The following is a 17,290-nucleotide window of genomic DNA, read 5'->3' on the forward strand; positions in this document are numbered from 1 at the left end:
AAAAATGAATGACATCAGCCATCTAGGTCAGCTATTAAGAGCAGGGCAGTACGAGCAAGTACTATCGCTGTTAACCCAACACTATCCCAATTCGCTTCCCACTACAGAGCTAGTAAAGATTGCGAGTTTTTGTGAGGTCAATCTTGGGATGTTTCAAAACGCGATAAGTCGATTAGTTAGTGCGCGCGTAGCGTCACCAAAAGACAATGGGCTTATTATTAGCTTATGTTTTGCCTATGCCAAACAAGGAGACTTATCTGCTGCTGAACGGCATCTAAAAGCAGACATTGATTTTGCTACGCTAGGCCCGCAAGAATGCAACGAGTTAATCTTCCTTATTAACAGCTTTGCACTGTCAAAGGTGACGGTAAAAACGGCGCTCGACCAGCTGGCTAAGAAGTATCAAAGTGGGGCATCAACAAAGCAAGCTATTGAAGGGCTTCACCAGCTACTTGATATAGCAAAACAAAAACAAGTGTGGGCGCAGGCTTTAAGCTTTGCGAAAAAGCTTCATCAGCTAACCAACAAAAATAACTATATTATTGACCAAGCAATAGCCCTACGGTTTCTCAATAGGCCTAGTGAGGGTGTCCCCTTACTTACCAGTTTGGCGTCAGTAATGCAGCATTTTGCTATTTACCATAACCTAGCTAATCTGTATTCAGATATGGGAATTTTGGACACTGCGCTAGCGTGCTATGAGAAAGCGATTGCATTGAACCCAGAATATGTTGAGTCTTTGGTAAATCATGCGAAAGTGGCGTTTGAATTAGGGCAACCTGAAAGTTGGCTAAACACTTTTGAGCAAGTATTAGCACGTCAGCAACCATCTAGCCCTAACGCAAGGCATCACAGTATTGCTTATATTAATTTGCTCATCGAAAGCGAGTCTTACGAACAGGCTATTACTTACATTGCGTCTAAAGCCAATCTGTTAACACCACCTATTGCAGCACTACTAAAAGCGAAATGCTTGCGACTGCAAAACAAACCAGAAGCTGCATACGATGTCTTAAAGCCTTATCACAACCAGGGTATTAACGAAATCAATCAAGAGTTATTGGAGATTTCACTTACACTTCAGGATATAACAGGGGCTACTCAATATATACGTACATTGAAACCCGCAGCAAAGCACAATGCACCGCTAGGGCAAATTCTAAAGGCCAATACCTATATTCTTGACAGACTCTCACAGCGACCGTTAGAAACCAGCGTAAAAGATGCGGTGTGGGAACACAGCACAGATGATAGTGATGTCGTATTAGCTGACATAGAAAAACATATGACCACATTGCATGCTTCGCTATCTACGCCAGTAAATCAATCTGTGCGCCAAGGAACACAAACCCGAGGAAACCTATTTCCTTCGACTCAGCCTGCGCTTGAGGCACTTGAGTGTTTTATAAAGGCGCAAATACAAAAATACATATCGAAAAATGCGCGGTATTTGGGTGTATCTAACGAAGCGCTAACATCGGCTGATAATATCGAATTTACTGGTTCATGGTCTGTGCTGAACAAGTACGACGGCTACCACGTTCCTCATTACCATTCTAACGGCCTGGTCAGTGGTGTGTTTTACGTTGATGTCCCTGATGGACTCGATGACAAATTGACGGCAGGCCACCTACACATCGGAAAAGTCGATAAAGCACCTTTTTACTCGCTAGAACCCTTTATGACCGTGAAACCGGAAAAGGGTAAACTGGTCTTATTTCCATCACACCTTTGGCATGGTACTTTTCCTACCGAACGTGAGGGTAATCGTTTAACCATCGCTTTTGATGCTGTTGTGGTATAAGAAGCGGTAGGTTTAGCGCTTTAGCGGCATACCCGCAATACGCTTGATGTCGCGAAATTAATAAAGGTTTGGATTAATCGATTAAGTTGTGAGCCAGCATGTTGTAATTAATTAACAAACTTAATTGTTTGTATATTAATCAAATGATCCAAAAACCATGTTGTGTAAACAGCCTGTTACTTGACTCGTTATACCAATCCGTGTGAGTATACTACGTTCGTAGTACTGACAATTGCCGTCGGTACTACATTCCTGAAACAAAATTGTGAAAGTTTTATACGCCCCTTGCCCGAATATTTTCCTATCGGCGAGGATTCAAATAAGAAATTTGGTTGGGAACTATGTCCAAAATGAGCAAGAGAACTCTTATTGCTTCTACTGTTATGGGTGCATTCGCACTAACAGGTAGCGCAGTCTCTGCAGATACGCTAGAAGATCTTCATAAAGAAGAAGCGAAAATCCACGCGGCTGCAGCGAAATCTCAAGAAAAAATCAACACGTTGTTTGAACAATCTCAAGAACTACTTGTTGAGTATCGTCAAACAGTAGATGAGACAGAAAACCTTAAGATCTACAACGATTACATCGCAAGCCTAGTTGCAGACCAGCAACGTGGAATCGATTCACTTCAGCGTCAAATCGACAGCATCGAAGAAACTAAGCAGGGCATCGTTCCTCTTATGTTCCGCATGATTGATAGCCTAGAGCAGTTCATTAAGCTTGACCGTCCAATTCACTTGGAAGAGCGTCTAGCGCGCGTAGAACGTCTTCGCGACCTAATGGCTAACTCTAACGTTACTGTTTCTGAGCAGTTCCGTCAGGTGCTAGAAGCATACCTAGTAGAAGTTGAGTACGGTACTAAGATCAACTCTTACCAAGGTACTATCAACGACGCTGGCACAGAAGTAACTGTTGACTTCTTCAACCTTGGTCGTGCTGCTCTTACTGCGCTTTCACTAGACCAAACTCACGCATGGGTTTGGAACAATGAAACTCGCACTTGGGAAAAACTAGGCGATGAGTACCTGTCTTCAGTAATTGAAGCAGTTAAAATGGCTAACGGTTCAATCCCAGCGGACCTAATTAAAATTCCAGTTAGCGCAGCGGAGTAATAGTTAATGAAACCAGTATTCAAAACTCTTTTAGCCGCTGTTGCAGTTGCGGTTACAGCGACCGGAGTACAAGCTCAGGAAGCAAAGAGCCTTAAAGATCTACTAGATCAAGTACAACAAAACCGTGTTTCTGAAGCACGCCTAGACAAGCAACGCGAAGCTGAATTCCAATCAGCACGCGCTGACAAGCAAGCGCTACTTCGCAAGGCTCAAGCTGACCTTAAAGCTGAGCAAGCACGTGGCGACCGTCTACAGAAACAATTCTCAGACAACGAAGTAACACTAAACGAAAAAGCTGCTGAGCTTGACCAAGCGACAGGTACACTTGGTGAAATGTTCGGTGTTGTACGTCAAGCGTCTTCTGAAGCGTTTGGTCGTATCTCTACGTCAATTGTAAGTGCACAATTCCCAGGCCGTGGTGAATTCCTAGCTGCAATGTCAGAAGACTCTAAAGGTCTTCCTAACATTAAAGAGCTAGAAGACCTATGGTTTGCACTTCAAAAAGAAATGACTGAAGGCGGTGAAGTAGTTAAGTTCACTACCGAAGTTGTTAACCTAGATGGTGGTTCATCACAGCAAGAAGTACTACGTGTTGGTACATTCAACCTTGTTGGCGAAGCAGGCTACCTAGCGTACGACGCAGAAGGTGAAATTGTTCAGCCTCTTGGTCGTCAGCCAGATGGTCACTTCGTAGCGTCTACTGCAGACCTAATGGAAGCGTCTTCAGGTTTCACTCCTTTCTATGCTGACCCGTCTCAAGGTGCAATCCTTGGTCTATTGAAGCAGAAAGCAACAATGTCTGAGCGTTACCACGCAGGTGGTCCAGTAGGTTACACAATTACCCTAATGCTAGGTGTTGGTCTACTTATTGGTCTATACAAAATGATCACGCTTACCATCGTTGGCGGCAAAATGCGTTCACAGCTTAAGAACGTTGCTAGCCCATCTGAAGGTAACCCTCTTGGTCGTATCCTTAAGGTTTACCAAGAGAACAAGACTGCTGACGCAGAAAACCTTGAGCTTAAGCTTGATGAAGCGATTCTACGTGAACTTCCACGTATCGAAAGCGGTATCAACGTAATCAAGATTTTCGCAGCTATCGCTCCTCTACTAGGTCTACTAGGTACAGTACTTGGTATGATCGAGACATTCCAAACCATCACACTATTCGGTACTGGTGACCCACGTATGATGGCAGGAAGTATCTCAATGGCACTTGTAACTACTGCTCAAGGTATTATCGCGGCTCTGCCTCTAATCCTTACTCACAGCATCGTAGCTTCTCGTAGCAAGTCAATCATCCACATTCTTGATGAGCAAACTGCGGGTATCGTAGCTGCTCACACAGAGTCGGAGAAGGCGTAATATGAATTACCTGATTGGATTATTTGAATCGGTCAGGGACTTTATCGCTACCGCAGGTGACGTACTTTACTTCGTTGCTGCCGCGCTCTTTCTCATGTGGGTATTAATGATTGAGCGTTACTGGTATTTAACCTCGGTCTTTCCAAAGGTGAAGAAAACAATCATCGCCAATTGGGATGCCCGAGCTGATACCACTTCATGGTATGCGCATAGAATCCGTGACGCGTGGATTTCTCAAGCGTCAGACGACCTAAACGCTAGAATGCTGATTATTAGAACCATTATTGCAATGTGTCCACTAATCGGTCTACTTGGAACAGTAACCGGTATGATCGGCGTTTTCGAGACTATGGCAACACAGGGCACCAGCAACGCTCGTCTTATGGCCGCTGGTATCTCTATGGCGACAATCCCTACAATGGCGGGAATGGTTGCTGCGCTATCTGGGCTGTTCATCAGTTCACGTCTTGAAGCGAAAGTGAAGCTGGCAAGAGAAGGGCTAGTTGATAGCCTGCCACATCATTAGAGAGAGAGATTATGGCTCGAAAAGTCAGAACCGAGGAAGAAGATGCACAGATCGACATGACGCCCATGTTGGACATCGTGTTTATCATGCTTATCTTCTTTATCGTTACCACTGTTTTCGTTAAGGAAGCAGGGATTGAAGTTAACAAGCCAGATGCGAGCCAGGCGATTCTTCACAAAAATGCAAACATCTTCATTGCCGTAACGGAAGATGGAAATGTTTGGTTAGATAAACGTGAAGTTGCGCCGGACAGCGTAAGAGCGAATATTGAAAGACTGCTTACCGAGCAGCCTACTGACTACGTAATCATTCAAGCTGACGTAAAAGCGAAGCATGGTTTAGTAGTAGAGATCATGGATCAGGTTAAGGCCGCTGGCGTTAACCGAGTCTCGGTAGCGGCAAGGGGATAAGATGTTACGTATAATTGTATCTATATTATTAGGTGCTGGTGTTGCATTCGCCCTGTTCGTTCTAATGGCTAAGTTGATTGAGAATTCATCTAGACCAGCAGACGAAGTGCCGCCTGCACCGGTGATCGATATTGTAATGCAGGAACCAGACGATCAGACGCAAACGCGTACTCGTGTTCCACCTCCACCGCCGCCTCCGCCGCCTCAGCCTCCTAAAATGGAGCAAGTAGAGCCGGAGACAGCAGAACCTGATGCAGATGGTTTTAGCTTAGCTATTCCAGCTATCGACACAGGTGGTGTTGGTGTAAACATCGGTGGTGTTGGCGCTATGCAGCGTGATGGTGACGCAACGCCTATCGTTCGTATCGACCCTAAATATCCACCAGATGCTGCCCGTGACGGCCGCGAAGGTTGGGTAAGACTGTCATTCACAATCAACGAAGTTGGTGGTGTTGAAGACATCGAGGTTATCGAAGCGGAACCTAAGCGAGTATTCGACCGTGAAGCACGTCGTGCATTACGTAAGTGGAAATACAAGCCTAAGATCGTTGATGGCAAGCCGGTTAAACAACCTGGCATGTTCGTACAGCTAGACTTTAAACTGGAGCAATAGATCATGATGAAACGTTCATTCAAAATGACAGCCGTTGCTTTAGTGCTTGGTGCAGGCGCGGTGCTTTCAGCACCAGCTGCACTAGCGCAGTCTTCACCCGTTGTTTGTCCTGGGTATGAAAAGGGTAAAACAACTCTTGTTGGTGAGCGTACCTAGTAAAAAGGTTCAAAAAGCGTTTGAGTTTTATAATGAAGACCAAGTTACCGAAGCACTAAATGTATTGTATGAAATCGACCCATCGGACGATTTTGACAAGGCATATGTAAAGCGCTTTATTGGTAACTTGCTAGCTTCTCAGGAAGGCCAAGGCTTAAAAGCTTACGGCTATCTTGAAGACTCTGTGCAGCCAAAAGTACTGAACGACCTTGAACACTCTCAAACGCTTAAGTTGCTTGGCGACCTAAGTATGCAAGAAGAGAAGTTCACGGATGCGATTAAATGGTACAACGAGTGGATGACATTCACTTGTAAACAGGATGCAGACGTATATACGCGTTTGGCACAGGCATACTACGAGTCTAAGCAATTAGACAAGATGGTAGAGCCAGCGGACAAGGCGATTGCTTTGTACGAAGAGCCAAACAAAAACCCGTATGTACTAAAGCTTACATCTTACTACGAGCGTAAGATGTTCCCTGAGACGGTTGCTGTAGCAGAAGAACTAGTACGTAAATTTCCTGAAACACCTAATTGGTGGACTCAGCTTGGTTTCTTCTATCTATTGATTGAAGACTACAAGAAAGGTCTTTCAACATTTGAACTTGCATATATGCAAGGTCACTTGAAGAAAGAAAATGAAATTAAGACGCTTGCGCAGCTTTATCAAACCAACGGCATGCCTTACAAGGCTGCTAAAGTGCTAGAAAAGCACATGAAGGAAGGTTTGCTTAAAGATGACGCAGACATGCTAGCGAACATTGCTAACGCGTATCACCAGGCGAAGAACTACAAAACTGCAGCGAACATGTATGCTCGCGCAGCAGCGAAGAGTTCAGACCCTGAGCACTATCGCAAGCAAGGTACACTACTGCTAGTAGCTGAAGACTACAAAGGCGCAATCAAAGCATTGGAAAATGCACTTGATCGCGGTGCTGAAGACCCTGAAAAGATTCACTTCACGTTAATGGAAGCGAACTTTTATGCGGGTGACTTTAGGTCTGCTTACAAGCACGTACAAGAAGCTAAGAAAGACCGCTCTCTACGCCGCAACGCAGCAGCGTGGGAACCTTACATCAAGGAAAAAGCGAAAAACCGTGGTATTAATATTTAATAGCACGACTTAGCGTAAAAAAAGCCTCCAACCGGAGGCTTTTTTGTATTTGTAATTCTTTTTTTGTTTTATGTGTGTACTAGCTACCTAGCAGTTCACCAATGTGTTCACGCAGTTTACGTGTAACATCTTTATAGCCATTGGCACCTAATAATGTATTTAGGCTTTTGGTGTTTATGGTGTCTTCTGCAAGCGTGTTTAATAACTCGCGCTTGCAATTGCTATTACGTTCCAACATTTTTAGCTTCTCTTCGCTCAGTTCATGACCCATAAAGCGGGTAGTACCCTTGAAAAGCACTTTTGCTAGTGCATTTAATATTGGCCATACATCGTCTAGTGATCGGGTTCCTCGGACAAAGTGATGTAGCTTGCTAACAAGTGCTGCTTGCACATCATTATCGATGTCTTTTGGCTCGCATTGTATTGGTGTCCATTTCGAAAGAGACACTAAAAAGCGCGTTGCTTTTTGTGCATGCGTTGAAACGGGAAAGATAGCAAGTGCACTTGTTTCACCACTGGCTTTATTTTTCTTTCTCCCTTTATCGACAATGGTAAATTGATTGCACTGCCAGAAATTGTCGAGACTCTTAGTGGTACCGTATGAGGTGGTTATCGCATCTATGGCATGGTCAATTGCTACGCGTTGAAGGTGGCCGAGCATCACGGTGCCGTATCCTTTACCTTGAAGCGCTGGCTGAACTGCAATTCTATTGACTCGCCAATAGCGCAATGTAGCAAGTAATGGCATAGCTGACAGGTTTGTTAAACGCTGGGCGCTGAGGTGACCCTTAGGTCGACGCTCTCCTGTGGCAATAGCGCTTGCTAGCGCTTGTAGAGCACTGCCACCTTCTATGTTGATAACAGCGGCTGAAACTATGTTGTTTTTATAGCGCAGTATAGCCAAATGAAGATCTGGGCTATCGAGCAAGCGCATCAGGTCGTCAGGTGTCGTTTGATAATGCGCAAGGGTGAGCAAACGCATGACTTGGCAAACGTCATTTTCGTTTAGCATATCAAATGCGCCGAATTCAAATACAAGTTCAGTGACGTTTGGTAGGCCTTCACTGACTACAGGTTGAGCGCTAAGGTTGCTTGGCTTTACTTCGAAAAGGCATGCATCCAGTAAAAACGTTTCAATAGGGTCGTTTGGGTACCATCGTAGTGGGGTGTCTAACTTGATATGCAGTGGCTGCTTATCGCTCTGGCTGTTTTCAATAATAAATGTGCATGTACTTGATTGAACATTCAGGCTTGGAAACAGTTTTTGCATAAAGCCGTTGCCACTTCCTTCATACCCCTGAAGGGTGGTGCTTAATATCCAATTGGGCAGTGTGTCGATTATTTTGCGCAATGAGGGCAGGGGAAATGACGCGGCTTCATCAATAACAACAAGATCATAGTTGCTTATCGCATTACTGGTTAATACCTCATGGTCTGGTGCAACCCATCTAAGTTCGCCTTCCTCAAGCACTATATGGTTTTTCTCACGCTTTGTGCCGCGCAGCGTGTTTTCAATTTGGTCTGCCATCATTGAGTCAACAATGTGTGCTTCGGCAAAGTTGAAAACCTGATGTACGTTGTCAGCTAAACTGCTAGTAATCAGTATGCGTTTACCATTTTTGATGAAATGATTAAGGACTATACCAAGCAGTGATGACTTACCCCGTCCTCTTGGTGCAGTAATGATTGCTTGCATCGGCAGACTGTTAGCTGCATTAAGGAGCTTATGAAAAGCGTAAGCTTGCTGCTGAGACGCAAATACGCCGTCTGAATAGGCTTGGTGCTTAATGGCGTCATGGACTGATTCAGGTGGTGTAAAAGGCGTTCCTTGATAGAAAAATGCCGTAGAGGGCATGTTGCTTAATTTTTGAATAAAGCGTTTGATAAAGCGGCTTTGTGTTAATTCATAGCCGTGCGTTAAATGCATAGTGCTAGCGCGATTGGGCCAATCTTTCAGAGGAGGGCACAGCAACACTAGACAGCCGTGATGCCGAATAGTGCCAGCGACGGCCATTACATCGCCAGATGAGAACACGTTATGGCAATCCAAAAACGCAATGTCACACTCTGTACCAAGTACATGCTTGCGTTTTTTGCTGTCAGTAAAAGTATTTACAACGACGGACGACGGAGCCGCATTCGTCAAATAAGCATCGGCTTCGTTACAGAACGCGCGCTCACCGCTTATGACCAGTAAACGTCTATGGATGTTTATTGTCTGGTCGCTATGTGTGTTCTGATATGGAGTAAACAGCCAATCGGCTAATTGTTGTAGCGCCATGAAAGTGTTTTTTCGTTATAATCTAAGCTCTATAGTAGCGATTTATAATGAGGAATTCGAATGCGCTTTCTTTCTCGGCGTCTTGTTATGCCAAACGATCTTAATTATGCCAACTCTCTTTTTGGTGGTCGCGCGTTGGAATGGATAGATGAAGAGGCCGCAATATGGGCTATCTGTCAGCTTGAAACAAACTGCCTTGTGACTAAGCATATTGGTGAGATTAGTTTTGAGTCGCCTGCGTTGCAGGGTGACATTGTTGAGTTTGGTTTAGAGACAAAAGCCGTTGGCCGTACATCGATAACGGTAAGTTGTTTAGTTCGCAACAAGGCAACCAAAAAGACAATTTGTTTTGCCGACGATATTGTTTTTGTCAAAGTCGATCCTGAAACGCGTCTTCCCACTGCTCATGGTAAAACCCTTGAAGGCTTGAAAGCACAAACCGATGATGAAGTGCGTAGACTCAATATGAATATTGAAGAAAGCTAAGAACGAATAACTTATTAGGAATATGAACTGTAGTTAACGCGCTGAGCGCTTGACGGTATCTGTCTAACTGGTAGACTCCGCTCACGTGTTACGCCACTTATTAATTGAGTGTGCTGACGTATGCCAAGGGGTGTCCGATTAATCGGTCTGAGATCCACACTACGTGGGAACCCTTAAACCTGATCCGGATAATACCGGCGTAGGGATGGTGCACAATATAGCCTTATCACCTGCCGTTAAACCCGGGTCTTTTTTCTTAGAAAAAGAACAAGAGATCCCATGTACAAGTCACTTTTCACACTTTCTCTTTTAGCGAGCTCTGTTGCCGCTTATGCACAACAAACAGAAGATACTTCATCCCAAAATGAAGACATTGAGCGCGTTGTTGTTACCGCAGACTTCCGTCAAACAAGTCTTGACCAGCTAAGTGCAAGCGCAACGATCCTTGGTCAACAGCGTTTACGTAGCAGACAGCCATCTCATATAGACAGTGTGTTAAATAGTATTCCCAACGTAAACTTCGCCGCTGGCGCATCTCGCGGGCGCTTTGTTCAAATTCGGGGTATCGGTGAGCGTAGCCAATTTGCAGAGCCTATTAATCCCTCTGTTAGCTTTATCGTTGATGAGTTTGATTTTTCAGGGCTGGCCGCAGCTGGTCTTATTTTTGATACTAAACAATTAGAAGTACATCGCGGTCCACAACCCACCCTGTACGGTACAGGCGCACTAGCAGGTGCGGTAAAACTAAGTAGCAATGATGTGGGAAGTGACGCACCTACTTATGTAGAGGCACGTGTTGGAAATAAAGCGAGCTATCGCATAGAAGGCGCAACGGGCAATAACATAAATAGTGATTGGGGTTACCGCGTTGCGCTCGTGCACAATCGTAGTGACGGTTTTGTCGAAAATACGTTTTTGAACCGCGACGACACCAATAATATTGATGAAACGGCTATGCGCTTTGCTCTGGAAGGTCAGGTAGATAAAAACACAACCTTGGCGCTAACCTACCGCTGGTATGACATAGACAATGGCTATGATGCCTTCTCGCTTGATAATGACAACAAAACACGTTCTGACGAACCAGGGTTTGATGAGCATCAAACTCACGCTATTAGCGCTCGTAGCACAACGCGTTTGGCATCTGGTGATCTTATCCTCATTGCCACTCATGCTTCGCATAACATCGCTTACGGCTACGATGAAGATTGGACTTTTACCGGGTTCCACCCTTGGGGTTATACGTCGTTTGACGCCTATCTTCGTGGCATCAATACCCAGACCTATGAGGTTCGCTTTGTATCATCAGAACAAGCGGCGCTATTTGATGGCAAGACTGATTGGACTGTTGGTGCATTTTACAAGAAGTCAGAAGAACAGCTTACGCGCCAGTACACCTATTTAAGTAATGACTATATTAGCGAATATGCACCCACAACCACCGCGTTTTATGTGCAAACCGAAACTGCACTTCAAGATAATTTGACCTTGGTTGCGGGACTTCGTGCAGAGAGCTACGACTTTGAGTTTGCTGATAACTCGGGCTTAACGCGTCAGCTAGACACCAATATGCTGGGCGGGAAAGTTGCACTGCAGTATACGCTGGATGACCATTTTTATTACGCCAGTATCTCTAGGGGTTTTAAAGGCGCTTACTTTAACCCTGATAACCGTGTTAATGAAGCGCAGCGTTTCTTTGACGAAGAGTATAATTGGAACTATGAGTTAGGTGTTAAAGGGCCATTGTTAACACCAGATCTTACTATGCGTGCAGCGGTTTTCTACATGGACAGAACCGATACGCAGGTTAGTGATTTTGACGTCATAACTCGCGACGATGGTACCGCTGGCTTTGTTGATATTATTGATAATGCTGACCTTGGCACCAACAAAGGGGCTGAACTTGAATTAAGCTGGATTGCAAATGACGATTGGCAAGTTAACGCCAGTGTAGGCTATCTAAGCGCGACGTTTGAAGGCTATACCTTGGCTGACGGCACAGTAGTTGATGAGCAACGCCAAGCACAGTCGCCTAAATGGACAGCGAATGTGTTTAGTGAATATGCGTTTACCGACGCCCTTTTATGGCGTGTTGATGTCGACTACAAAAGCGAATATCGCTTCTCTGACGGACACGATGTTACCGCTCCAACCACAACCTTAGTGAACTCCGAGCTGGTTATGACTCAAGGCAATTGGCAAACCTCATTATGGGTTCAAAATGCCTTTGACAGAGAATACTACACTAGAGGCTTTGGTGGGTTCAGTAATGATCCTCGCGATGAATACGCATTTAACGAGCCTTATTACCAAATTGGCAATGGTCGTCAGTTCGGTGTAACCGTACTTTATACATTTTAAAAAAGGAACATAGCATGCAAGTGATGGTTGAGTTGTCGTTGTACCCACTGGTGAATGAATATATTCCACCTATTCAGACGTTTATTGATAGATTAAATACCTACGATGAGCTGTCGGTATCAACCAGTTCAACCAGCACACAGGTCACGGGCGAGTATGCTGATGTCATGTCTATATTAGGCGTGGAGATGCAGCGAACCCATGAAGAAGTCGGACAGGCTATCTTTGTCGCCAAGTTCCTTAACTTTGACGCAATGCAAGCAAGAAAGTCATCGTAATGGGTGACTTTCTTGTTAATTTTACGTCGCAAATAGCGTCGACTTCACCGCTGGAGTGGTGTGCAGTTGTACTAGCAATGGCTTATGTTCTACTGGCTGCTAAGCAAAATAGCTGGTGTTGGCTGTGCGCATTTGTCAGTACGGCCATATACACCTGGCTTTTTTGGCAAGTTACTTTGCCTTTTCAGTCTGCTCTTAATGGCTTTTACATGGTTATGGCGGGTTATGGTTATTACCAATGGTCAAAAGGCGGTGAAGAGGGGGCGAGCAAGTCTATCCAATACTGGCCTTGGTGGGTACACGCGGGCATTGTTCCCCTTACACTTTGTGCGGCGTGGGTACTATCGCAATTGGCAAGCTCACAGTTTAACAGCGACCATCTCTTGCTCGATGCGAGTATTAATTTATTAAGTGTTATTACAACATTTATGGTCGCGCACAAAATACTGCAAAATTGGGTATACTGGTTTTTTATCAATATTGCGTCTGCTTATTTGTATTCACAGGTAGGTTATGCACTTTCTGCGTGTTTGTTTGTAGGCTATGTCGGCTTTTCAGTTTACGGCTACATTCAATGGCGAGCAGAGTATAGGGAACAACGTGGACACATCGATTATTCTGGGGCAGCTTCAAAGGGCATTCAATCTTAGTAAAGATGCACAGCTTTACCGTCATCCAGCTGGTGCTGTAAATCATGTTTATCGTTTACAAGATAAACAAGCTTATGTCGATTTTGCAGTCAAATGGTTAGGTGATGATGACTTCAGTGGGGTTAATCGCAACCACCAATTTGCACTGCAACAGCAGCTATATCAACAGCATATTGCGCCCAAGCCAATATGGCTGAGCGATGACGAACGCATTTGGATTGAGTCATGGCAACCTAACACGCGAGTAGCACAGCGAAATCCGGAAACGTTAGCAAATGTTCTGGCTCGCATCCATCAGCTTCCCGTTACTGCGCGTCCTCTTGATTTATCTTCTCGTTGGCAACACTATTTAATTAGTGCTGAAGTCAGCGAGGACGATGCGTTGTACGCAAAAGCAATAAAGCTTAAGAGCAGCGTATTGCGCAGCGAGCAAATGCACAATGATATTGTGCTGTGTCACAACGATTTGTTGTTCAGCCATGTCTTATGCCGCAAAGAAGATACCCCCGTTGTTATTGACTGGGAATACTCGGCGATGGGTAACCGATACTTTGACTTGGCGAGTTGTTGTCTTATTAATGATCTCAGTGAAGCTACATCGTATAAATTGCTCGAGTGCTATGTTGATATTTTGTCCTTATCGCACCATGAAGCAAGGGAGGAATTCGATGTACACAAAGAGATCGTCCATGTTACCAATGCGCTATGGTTTGAAGCGCTAAATAGACATTCATCTCAAGCATTAACAAGTACAACGTAGACGCTAAGTGGCACGCTTTACACATGGATGCAATGCGTATTAGCGTGAAAAAACATCGTTTTGCGTGTTAAATGAGCATGTGATGCTTGTGCGGTATAAAAAGGCTTTACCTTTTTAATGCCATCCGTATAATGCACAGCGCGCTAGGGGTGTAGTTCGAATTGGTAGAACAGCGGTCTCCAAAACCGATGGTTGGGGGTTCGAGTCCCTCCACCCCTGCCACTTTTCCTCAAAATGTCTTTTTTCTTAAGACGCCGTTGCTAAAAATCCACAAAAATAACATCTCCCCTTAATAAACCATCAAAGAAAAGCTGTTTCATGTGGTGGTAAGTTAACGTAAACTTAATGCATCCGAATTATTGCTATCGACTATGTCTTTATCCACCTATCAACACGCTATTTTACAAGAAATGGGAATTCCTGTTTGGGTACCTAAAGATGCACTCGACCGTGAGAGTCAGGTAAATAGCAATACTCCAGCTTCTTCGCCTGCAGTCGGGCAGGGCGTATCTCCTTCACAAAGCGCTACACACAGCACACCGATAACACAAGAACAGAAGCAATCTCGTCTTGAGCAATTGCGCGCACAGATGAACGCTGGTGCCGATAAAGAAGCAACGGTAACGAATCAAAAAGCGGCGGTCGCAAGTGAGCAGCAAAAGCAAGAAAGCGAGCTAGAGTCCAAGCCATCAAAAGACATTGCGCCTTCGCCGCTTGGCGTACCCTTGAGTGCAGCCCAGCGAAATAGCGCACAACAGTGGTTAGAGGATTTACAGCTTGCATGTGTAGTGCTTGGTTTGCCTTCTCACCTTGCTAGTAGCGTGATGATAGGCACATCGCTTAGCGTAGATAGCCAAGCACTAGTGTTACCTGTTGAACCACTCTCACTGACTGCAAGCCAAAAAAGAGCGCTATGGCAAGCGCTTGGTAACGCTGCGAAGGCGTTGTAAGTTAAATAATGGCGGACATTCAACGCGTTACCACTGCCACGCCGATTGAGTTGCTGTTGCGTGGTCATCAGATACATTGTGAAGCTCAGTTCTCTCCATGGAAGCTCACAACTTTTACCGATTGCTTTACCGAACCCTATTACGGATTACTCGCCATAGATGGCGATGAGCTATTGGGCTATGCCATTGTGCTTGAAGTTCTTGATGAAGCCACCTTGATGGATATCACGGTGGCTACAGAGCACAGGGGCAAGGGGATAGGAAAGGCTCTGTTGCATCGTGTACTTCACCAATCTCGTGAGCGCAATATGCGTGAAATATGGTTGGAAGTACGGGAAAGTAACCGCACTGCCATACAGTTATACGAAACACACGAGTTTGTGCGCATTGAAACGCGAAAAAACTATTACCCTACCCAAGACGGTAAAGAAAACGCGGTAATCATGAAGTGCGAAATCACTAGGCTATAGTCATCTTTAACCTGGTTATCGGCTGTAAAAATTTCTTTCCATAAAATATCAATAAATGTTGACCATTTGGTCAGAAAAGTGGGGTGTTTTCTCTGTTTACGGTTTTAATTCTGCGCTAATTGACTTATATTTGCGCCCGTTAAAACTGGGCGCTCATAGAGGCACTAAGTCTCACTGCCACCTCCCTCGGTCTCCAAAGGCGACAACGACATGTCTACAACAACATTGGTGAGTAAAGAACAGTCTAAAGGCATAAAAATGCTTTTGATTGCGGTATTGTGCTTGGGACTTAACTGGCCAGGAATGAAAGTCGGCTTGGAAATTGTAGGCCCAGTCTGGATGGTATGCTTACGTTTCCTATTAAGTTTGCCTGTGCTTGCGTTATTTGTACTTATAACTAAGAAACGTCTACCTCGCCTAAATAGAAAAGACCGTTCCGTGGTTTTTGTCGTTGCGTTTTTCCAGTTTATCTTGTCTATGGGCCTGATTACCGTGTCGTTGCAATTTATCCCTGCGGGGACCGCGAGTATCCTTATCTATACAACACCGCTTTGGATGTTGTTAATTGATACATTGTGGTATCGACAAAAGCCGCCCTCGAAGCGACTTATCCTCACTGGTGTATCAACCATTGGATGCGCAATGATCTTGTTTGCGTCGGGTGAACCAGGCGCGTGGCTTCCGCTTTTTGGCATGTTGTTGGCGTCTGCGTTATGGGCTGTGGCTATTCGCAGAGTGTCTTTTCACAAGTGGCAGGGCAGCGTAATTGAAGCGGTTTTTTGGCAGTTTTCTATCGCTGGCATGGCGATGCTTGGTTTGGCACTTATTTTCGAACCTACGCCTGACTTTCTTAACTACGGTTGGCAAGATTGGTTACTACTAACGTACATTGGCCCGGTCGCAACTGGTCTAGGCTTCGGACTAATGGTCGCAGCTGGCCCTAAGCTGCCGCCAGACAAGATTGTACTTATTAGCACGCTTACACCTATTGTTGGCTACGTTAGTTCGGTTGTTATATTGGACGAGAGTTTGCTGCCCATGGTGGTGGTAGGTGCTGTTTTGATGATAGCGGCTCTCATTGTAAACGGCTTACCGCCAAGCACGTTGAAAAAAATTTTAGGAAAGGGAAATCGCAAGTTTTAAAAAGGGCGCCGCATAAATCTCCTTTTGCGGCGCCAATCGCTCTCGCGTGGAGTTACTCTAACGGGATGTAGAGACGGTTTTCTTGCGCCAAGCTGTCATTGCTGCCAGCGCAAAAACTAAAAGCCAAAGGGGTTGAGGTGCGGGTACATCAGTGGCCGCGTTGAGCAGTTGACGTGAATTAGAAACACCAAAATCAATGGCAACGAGCAAATCGTTGTAGTCTTTGTCGCCGCCACCCCAAATGTCTTCAAACCCTAGTGCCACTATGCCAAATTCAGGATAAACGCCAGCAATAACATGCTGCATGTCGTCCCCGTTATAGACTTCATCAGTAAAAAAGTGATTGCCATTTACGCCAGTGAAAAAGCCATTTGCGGTAATAAAGAAGCCCAGTGTCGTACCTGCTGACATGGTACCAAGTTGTACGCTATCGCCAATGTTAAGGGTACCGCCGCCAGCAAGGCCAGGGCCTGTACCAGACGCATTTTCCCAAATGATTGTGCGATTTTGCGCTTGTGTGGGGTCAGTGTCCGCGTTATACCAACCAAAACTGTTTTTATAGCCAGCACCTTCACTGATAAAAAAGACGCTAACATTGTGATCATGTCTAAGCGTTAGCATTGATGAATCAATCGTCATGCTAGCGGTATCTGATACAGATTGCGTTTCAAGTAAGCTAGGAAAAACAGTGCTAAAGTCTATCAATGCGGCATGTGCGCTACCAAATGAACATAGCACTATGGCCGCGGCCTGTTGAAAAAAACGAATCATAACTGCACCCTCGTAATAAGATGTATCTATCGATTACTAC

The 17,290-nt window shown here is 45.0% G+C and carries 16 protein-coding genes, 1 tRNA gene, 1 pseudogene and 1 riboswitch; of the genes and pseudogenes, 16 read left to right on the top strand and 2 right to left on the bottom strand.

Going from position 1 to position 17,290, the window contains the following annotated elements; translation table 11 throughout:
- Positions 1-4: 4 nt before the first annotated feature.
- The 7 genes and pseudogenes from V6N89_RS05755 to V6N89_RS05785 all read left to right on the top strand — a co-directional run bounded on the left by V6N89_RS05755 (position 5) and on the right by V6N89_RS05785 (position 7,100).
- Positions 5-1,804: a putative 2OG-Fe(II) oxygenase gene (locus V6N89_RS05755; protein ID WP_338516740.1), complete on the top strand. Its 1,800-nt coding sequence runs from the start codon at positions 5-7 to the stop codon at positions 1,802-1,804.
- 350 nt (positions 1,805-2,154) lie between these two features.
- On the top strand, positions 2,155-2,916 hold the full coding sequence (locus V6N89_RS05760) for a DUF3450 domain-containing protein (protein ID WP_338516741.1): 762 nt from the start codon (positions 2,155-2,157) through the stop codon (positions 2,914-2,916).
- A gap of 6 nt (positions 2,917-2,922) precedes the next feature.
- Positions 2,923-4,281, top strand: coding sequence for a MotA/TolQ/ExbB proton channel family protein (locus tag V6N89_RS05765; protein WP_338516743.1), 1,359 nt, complete (start codon positions 2,923-2,925; stop codon positions 4,279-4,281).
- Between the two features lies 1 nt (position 4,282).
- Complete coding sequence (locus V6N89_RS05770; protein ID WP_346993522.1) at positions 4,283-4,807, top strand: MotA/TolQ/ExbB proton channel family protein; 525 nt, start codon at positions 4,283-4,285, stop codon at positions 4,805-4,807.
- A gap of 11 nt (positions 4,808-4,818) precedes the next feature.
- Positions 4,819-5,217, top strand: coding sequence for an ExbD/TolR family protein (locus V6N89_RS05775; protein ID WP_012517737.1), 399 nt, complete (start codon positions 4,819-4,821; stop codon positions 5,215-5,217).
- Between the two features lies 1 nt (position 5,218).
- Entirely contained in the window at positions 5,219-5,830 is a 612-nt protein-coding gene (locus V6N89_RS05780) for an energy transducer TonB (RefSeq protein ID WP_346993523.1), read from the top strand.
- Positions 5,831-5,833: 3 nt separating this feature from the next.
- A pseudogene (locus tag V6N89_RS05785) lies at positions 5,834-7,100 on the top strand (tetratricopeptide repeat protein).
- Positions 7,101-7,179: 79 nt separating this feature from the next.
- Here the strand turns inward: V6N89_RS05785 and V6N89_RS05790 are convergent.
- Complete coding sequence (locus tag V6N89_RS05790) at positions 7,180-9,381, bottom strand: GNAT family N-acetyltransferase (RefSeq protein WP_338516747.1); 2,202 nt, start codon at positions 9,379-9,381, stop codon at positions 7,180-7,182.
- A 60-nt stretch (positions 9,382-9,441) separates the two neighbouring features.
- On the opposite strand from V6N89_RS05790, the gene V6N89_RS05795 reads away from it, so the two are divergent.
- From V6N89_RS05795 to V6N89_RS05835, 9 genes are all read left to right on the top strand, one after another.
- Positions 9,442-9,867 (top strand): acyl-CoA thioesterase, encoded by a 426-nt coding sequence (locus V6N89_RS05795; RefSeq protein WP_338516749.1) that lies wholly within the window; start codon positions 9,442-9,444, stop codon positions 9,865-9,867.
- A gap of 116 nt (positions 9,868-9,983) precedes the next feature.
- A riboswitch (TPP riboswitch) is annotated at positions 9,984-10,090 on the top strand.
- Between the two features lie 56 nt (positions 10,091-10,146).
- Positions 10,147-12,228 (top strand): TonB-dependent receptor, encoded by a 2,082-nt coding sequence (locus tag V6N89_RS05800; protein ID WP_346993524.1) that lies wholly within the window; start codon positions 10,147-10,149, stop codon positions 12,226-12,228.
- A gap of 14 nt (positions 12,229-12,242) precedes the next feature.
- A complete protein-coding gene (locus V6N89_RS05805) occupies positions 12,243-12,506 on the top strand; it encodes a YkoF family thiamine/hydroxymethylpyrimidine-binding protein (RefSeq protein WP_338516751.1) in 264 nt (87 codons plus the stop codon).
- Positions 12,506-13,156 (top strand): nicotinamide riboside transporter PnuC, encoded by a 651-nt coding sequence (gene pnuC, locus V6N89_RS05810; protein ID WP_346993525.1) that lies wholly within the window; start codon positions 12,506-12,508, stop codon positions 13,154-13,156. Before V6N89_RS05805 ends, pnuC begins: the two co-directional genes overlap by 1 nt.
- Positions 13,107-13,916, top strand: a complete 810-nt coding sequence (locus tag V6N89_RS05815; protein WP_346993526.1) for a choline/ethanolamine kinase family protein — start codon at positions 13,107-13,109, stop codon at positions 13,914-13,916. The genes pnuC and V6N89_RS05815 overlap by 50 nt, the downstream gene beginning before the upstream one ends.
- A 145-nt stretch (positions 13,917-14,061) precedes the next feature.
- A tRNA-Trp gene (locus V6N89_RS05820) sits at positions 14,062-14,138 on the top strand.
- A gap of 149 nt (positions 14,139-14,287) precedes the next feature.
- Positions 14,288-14,866, top strand: coding sequence for an alanine acetyltransferase (locus V6N89_RS05825; protein ID WP_338516755.1), 579 nt, complete (start codon positions 14,288-14,290; stop codon positions 14,864-14,866).
- Between the two features lie 8 nt (positions 14,867-14,874).
- A complete protein-coding gene (gene rimI / locus V6N89_RS05830) occupies positions 14,875-15,336 on the top strand; it encodes a ribosomal protein S18-alanine N-acetyltransferase (RefSeq protein ID WP_338516756.1) in 462 nt (153 codons plus the stop codon).
- 210 nt (positions 15,337-15,546) lie between these two features.
- Entirely contained in the window at positions 15,547-16,479 is a 933-nt protein-coding gene (locus V6N89_RS05835) for a DMT family transporter (RefSeq protein WP_346993527.1), read from the top strand.
- 57 nt (positions 16,480-16,536) lie between these two features.
- Here the strand turns inward: V6N89_RS05835 and V6N89_RS05840 are convergent, their stop codons facing one another.
- Positions 16,537-17,250, bottom strand: a complete 714-nt coding sequence (locus V6N89_RS05840; protein WP_338516759.1) for a DUF4114 domain-containing protein — start codon at positions 17,248-17,250, stop codon at positions 16,537-16,539.
- Positions 17,251-17,290 lie beyond the last annotated feature (40 nt).

Source organism: Alteromonas gracilis, assembly GCF_036870955.2.
GTDB classification, from domain to species: Bacteria; Pseudomonadota; Gammaproteobacteria; order Enterobacterales; family Alteromonadaceae; genus Alteromonas; species Alteromonas gracilis_A.

What these genes read in the sequence shown, in the direction of transcription:
- V6N89_RS05755 (WP_338516740.1), top strand. Translation starts at nt 5, where the DNA reads ATGAATGACATCAGCCATCTAGGTCAGCTATTAAGAGCAGGGCAGTAC.
- V6N89_RS05760 (WP_338516741.1), top strand. Translation starts at nt 2,155, where the DNA reads ATGAGCAAGAGAACTCTTATTGCTTCTACTGTTATGGGTGCATTCGCA.
- V6N89_RS05765 (WP_338516743.1), top strand. Translation starts at nt 2,923, where the DNA reads ATGAAACCAGTATTCAAAACTCTTTTAGCCGCTGTTGCAGTTGCGGTT.
- V6N89_RS05770 (WP_346993522.1), top strand. Translation starts at nt 4,283, where the DNA reads ATGAATTACCTGATTGGATTATTTGAATCGGTCAGGGACTTTATCGCT.
- V6N89_RS05775 (WP_012517737.1), top strand. Translation starts at nt 4,819, where the DNA reads ATGGCTCGAAAAGTCAGAACCGAGGAAGAAGATGCACAGATCGACATG.
- V6N89_RS05780 (WP_346993523.1), top strand. Translation starts at nt 5,219, where the DNA reads ATGTTACGTATAATTGTATCTATATTATTAGGTGCTGGTGTTGCATTC.
- V6N89_RS05790 (WP_338516747.1), bottom strand. Translation starts at nt 9,381, where the DNA reads ATGGCGCTACAACAATTAGCCGATTGGCTGTTTACTCCATATCAGAAC.
- V6N89_RS05795 (WP_338516749.1), top strand. Translation starts at nt 9,442, where the DNA reads ATGCGCTTTCTTTCTCGGCGTCTTGTTATGCCAAACGATCTTAATTAT.
- V6N89_RS05800 (WP_346993524.1), top strand. Translation starts at nt 10,147, where the DNA reads ATGTACAAGTCACTTTTCACACTTTCTCTTTTAGCGAGCTCTGTTGCC.
- V6N89_RS05805 (WP_338516751.1), top strand. Translation starts at nt 12,243, where the DNA reads ATGCAAGTGATGGTTGAGTTGTCGTTGTACCCACTGGTGAATGAATAT.
- pnuC (WP_346993525.1), top strand. Translation starts at nt 12,506, where the DNA reads ATGGGTGACTTTCTTGTTAATTTTACGTCGCAAATAGCGTCGACTTCA.
- V6N89_RS05825 (WP_338516755.1), top strand. Translation starts at nt 14,288, where the DNA reads ATGTCTTTATCCACCTATCAACACGCTATTTTACAAGAAATGGGAATT.
- rimI (WP_338516756.1), top strand. Translation starts at nt 14,875, where the DNA reads ATGGCGGACATTCAACGCGTTACCACTGCCACGCCGATTGAGTTGCTG.
- V6N89_RS05835 (WP_346993527.1), top strand. Translation starts at nt 15,547, where the DNA reads ATGTCTACAACAACATTGGTGAGTAAAGAACAGTCTAAAGGCATAAAA.
- V6N89_RS05840 (WP_338516759.1), bottom strand. Translation starts at nt 17,250, where the DNA reads ATGATTCGTTTTTTTCAACAGGCCGCGGCCATAGTGCTATGTTCATTT.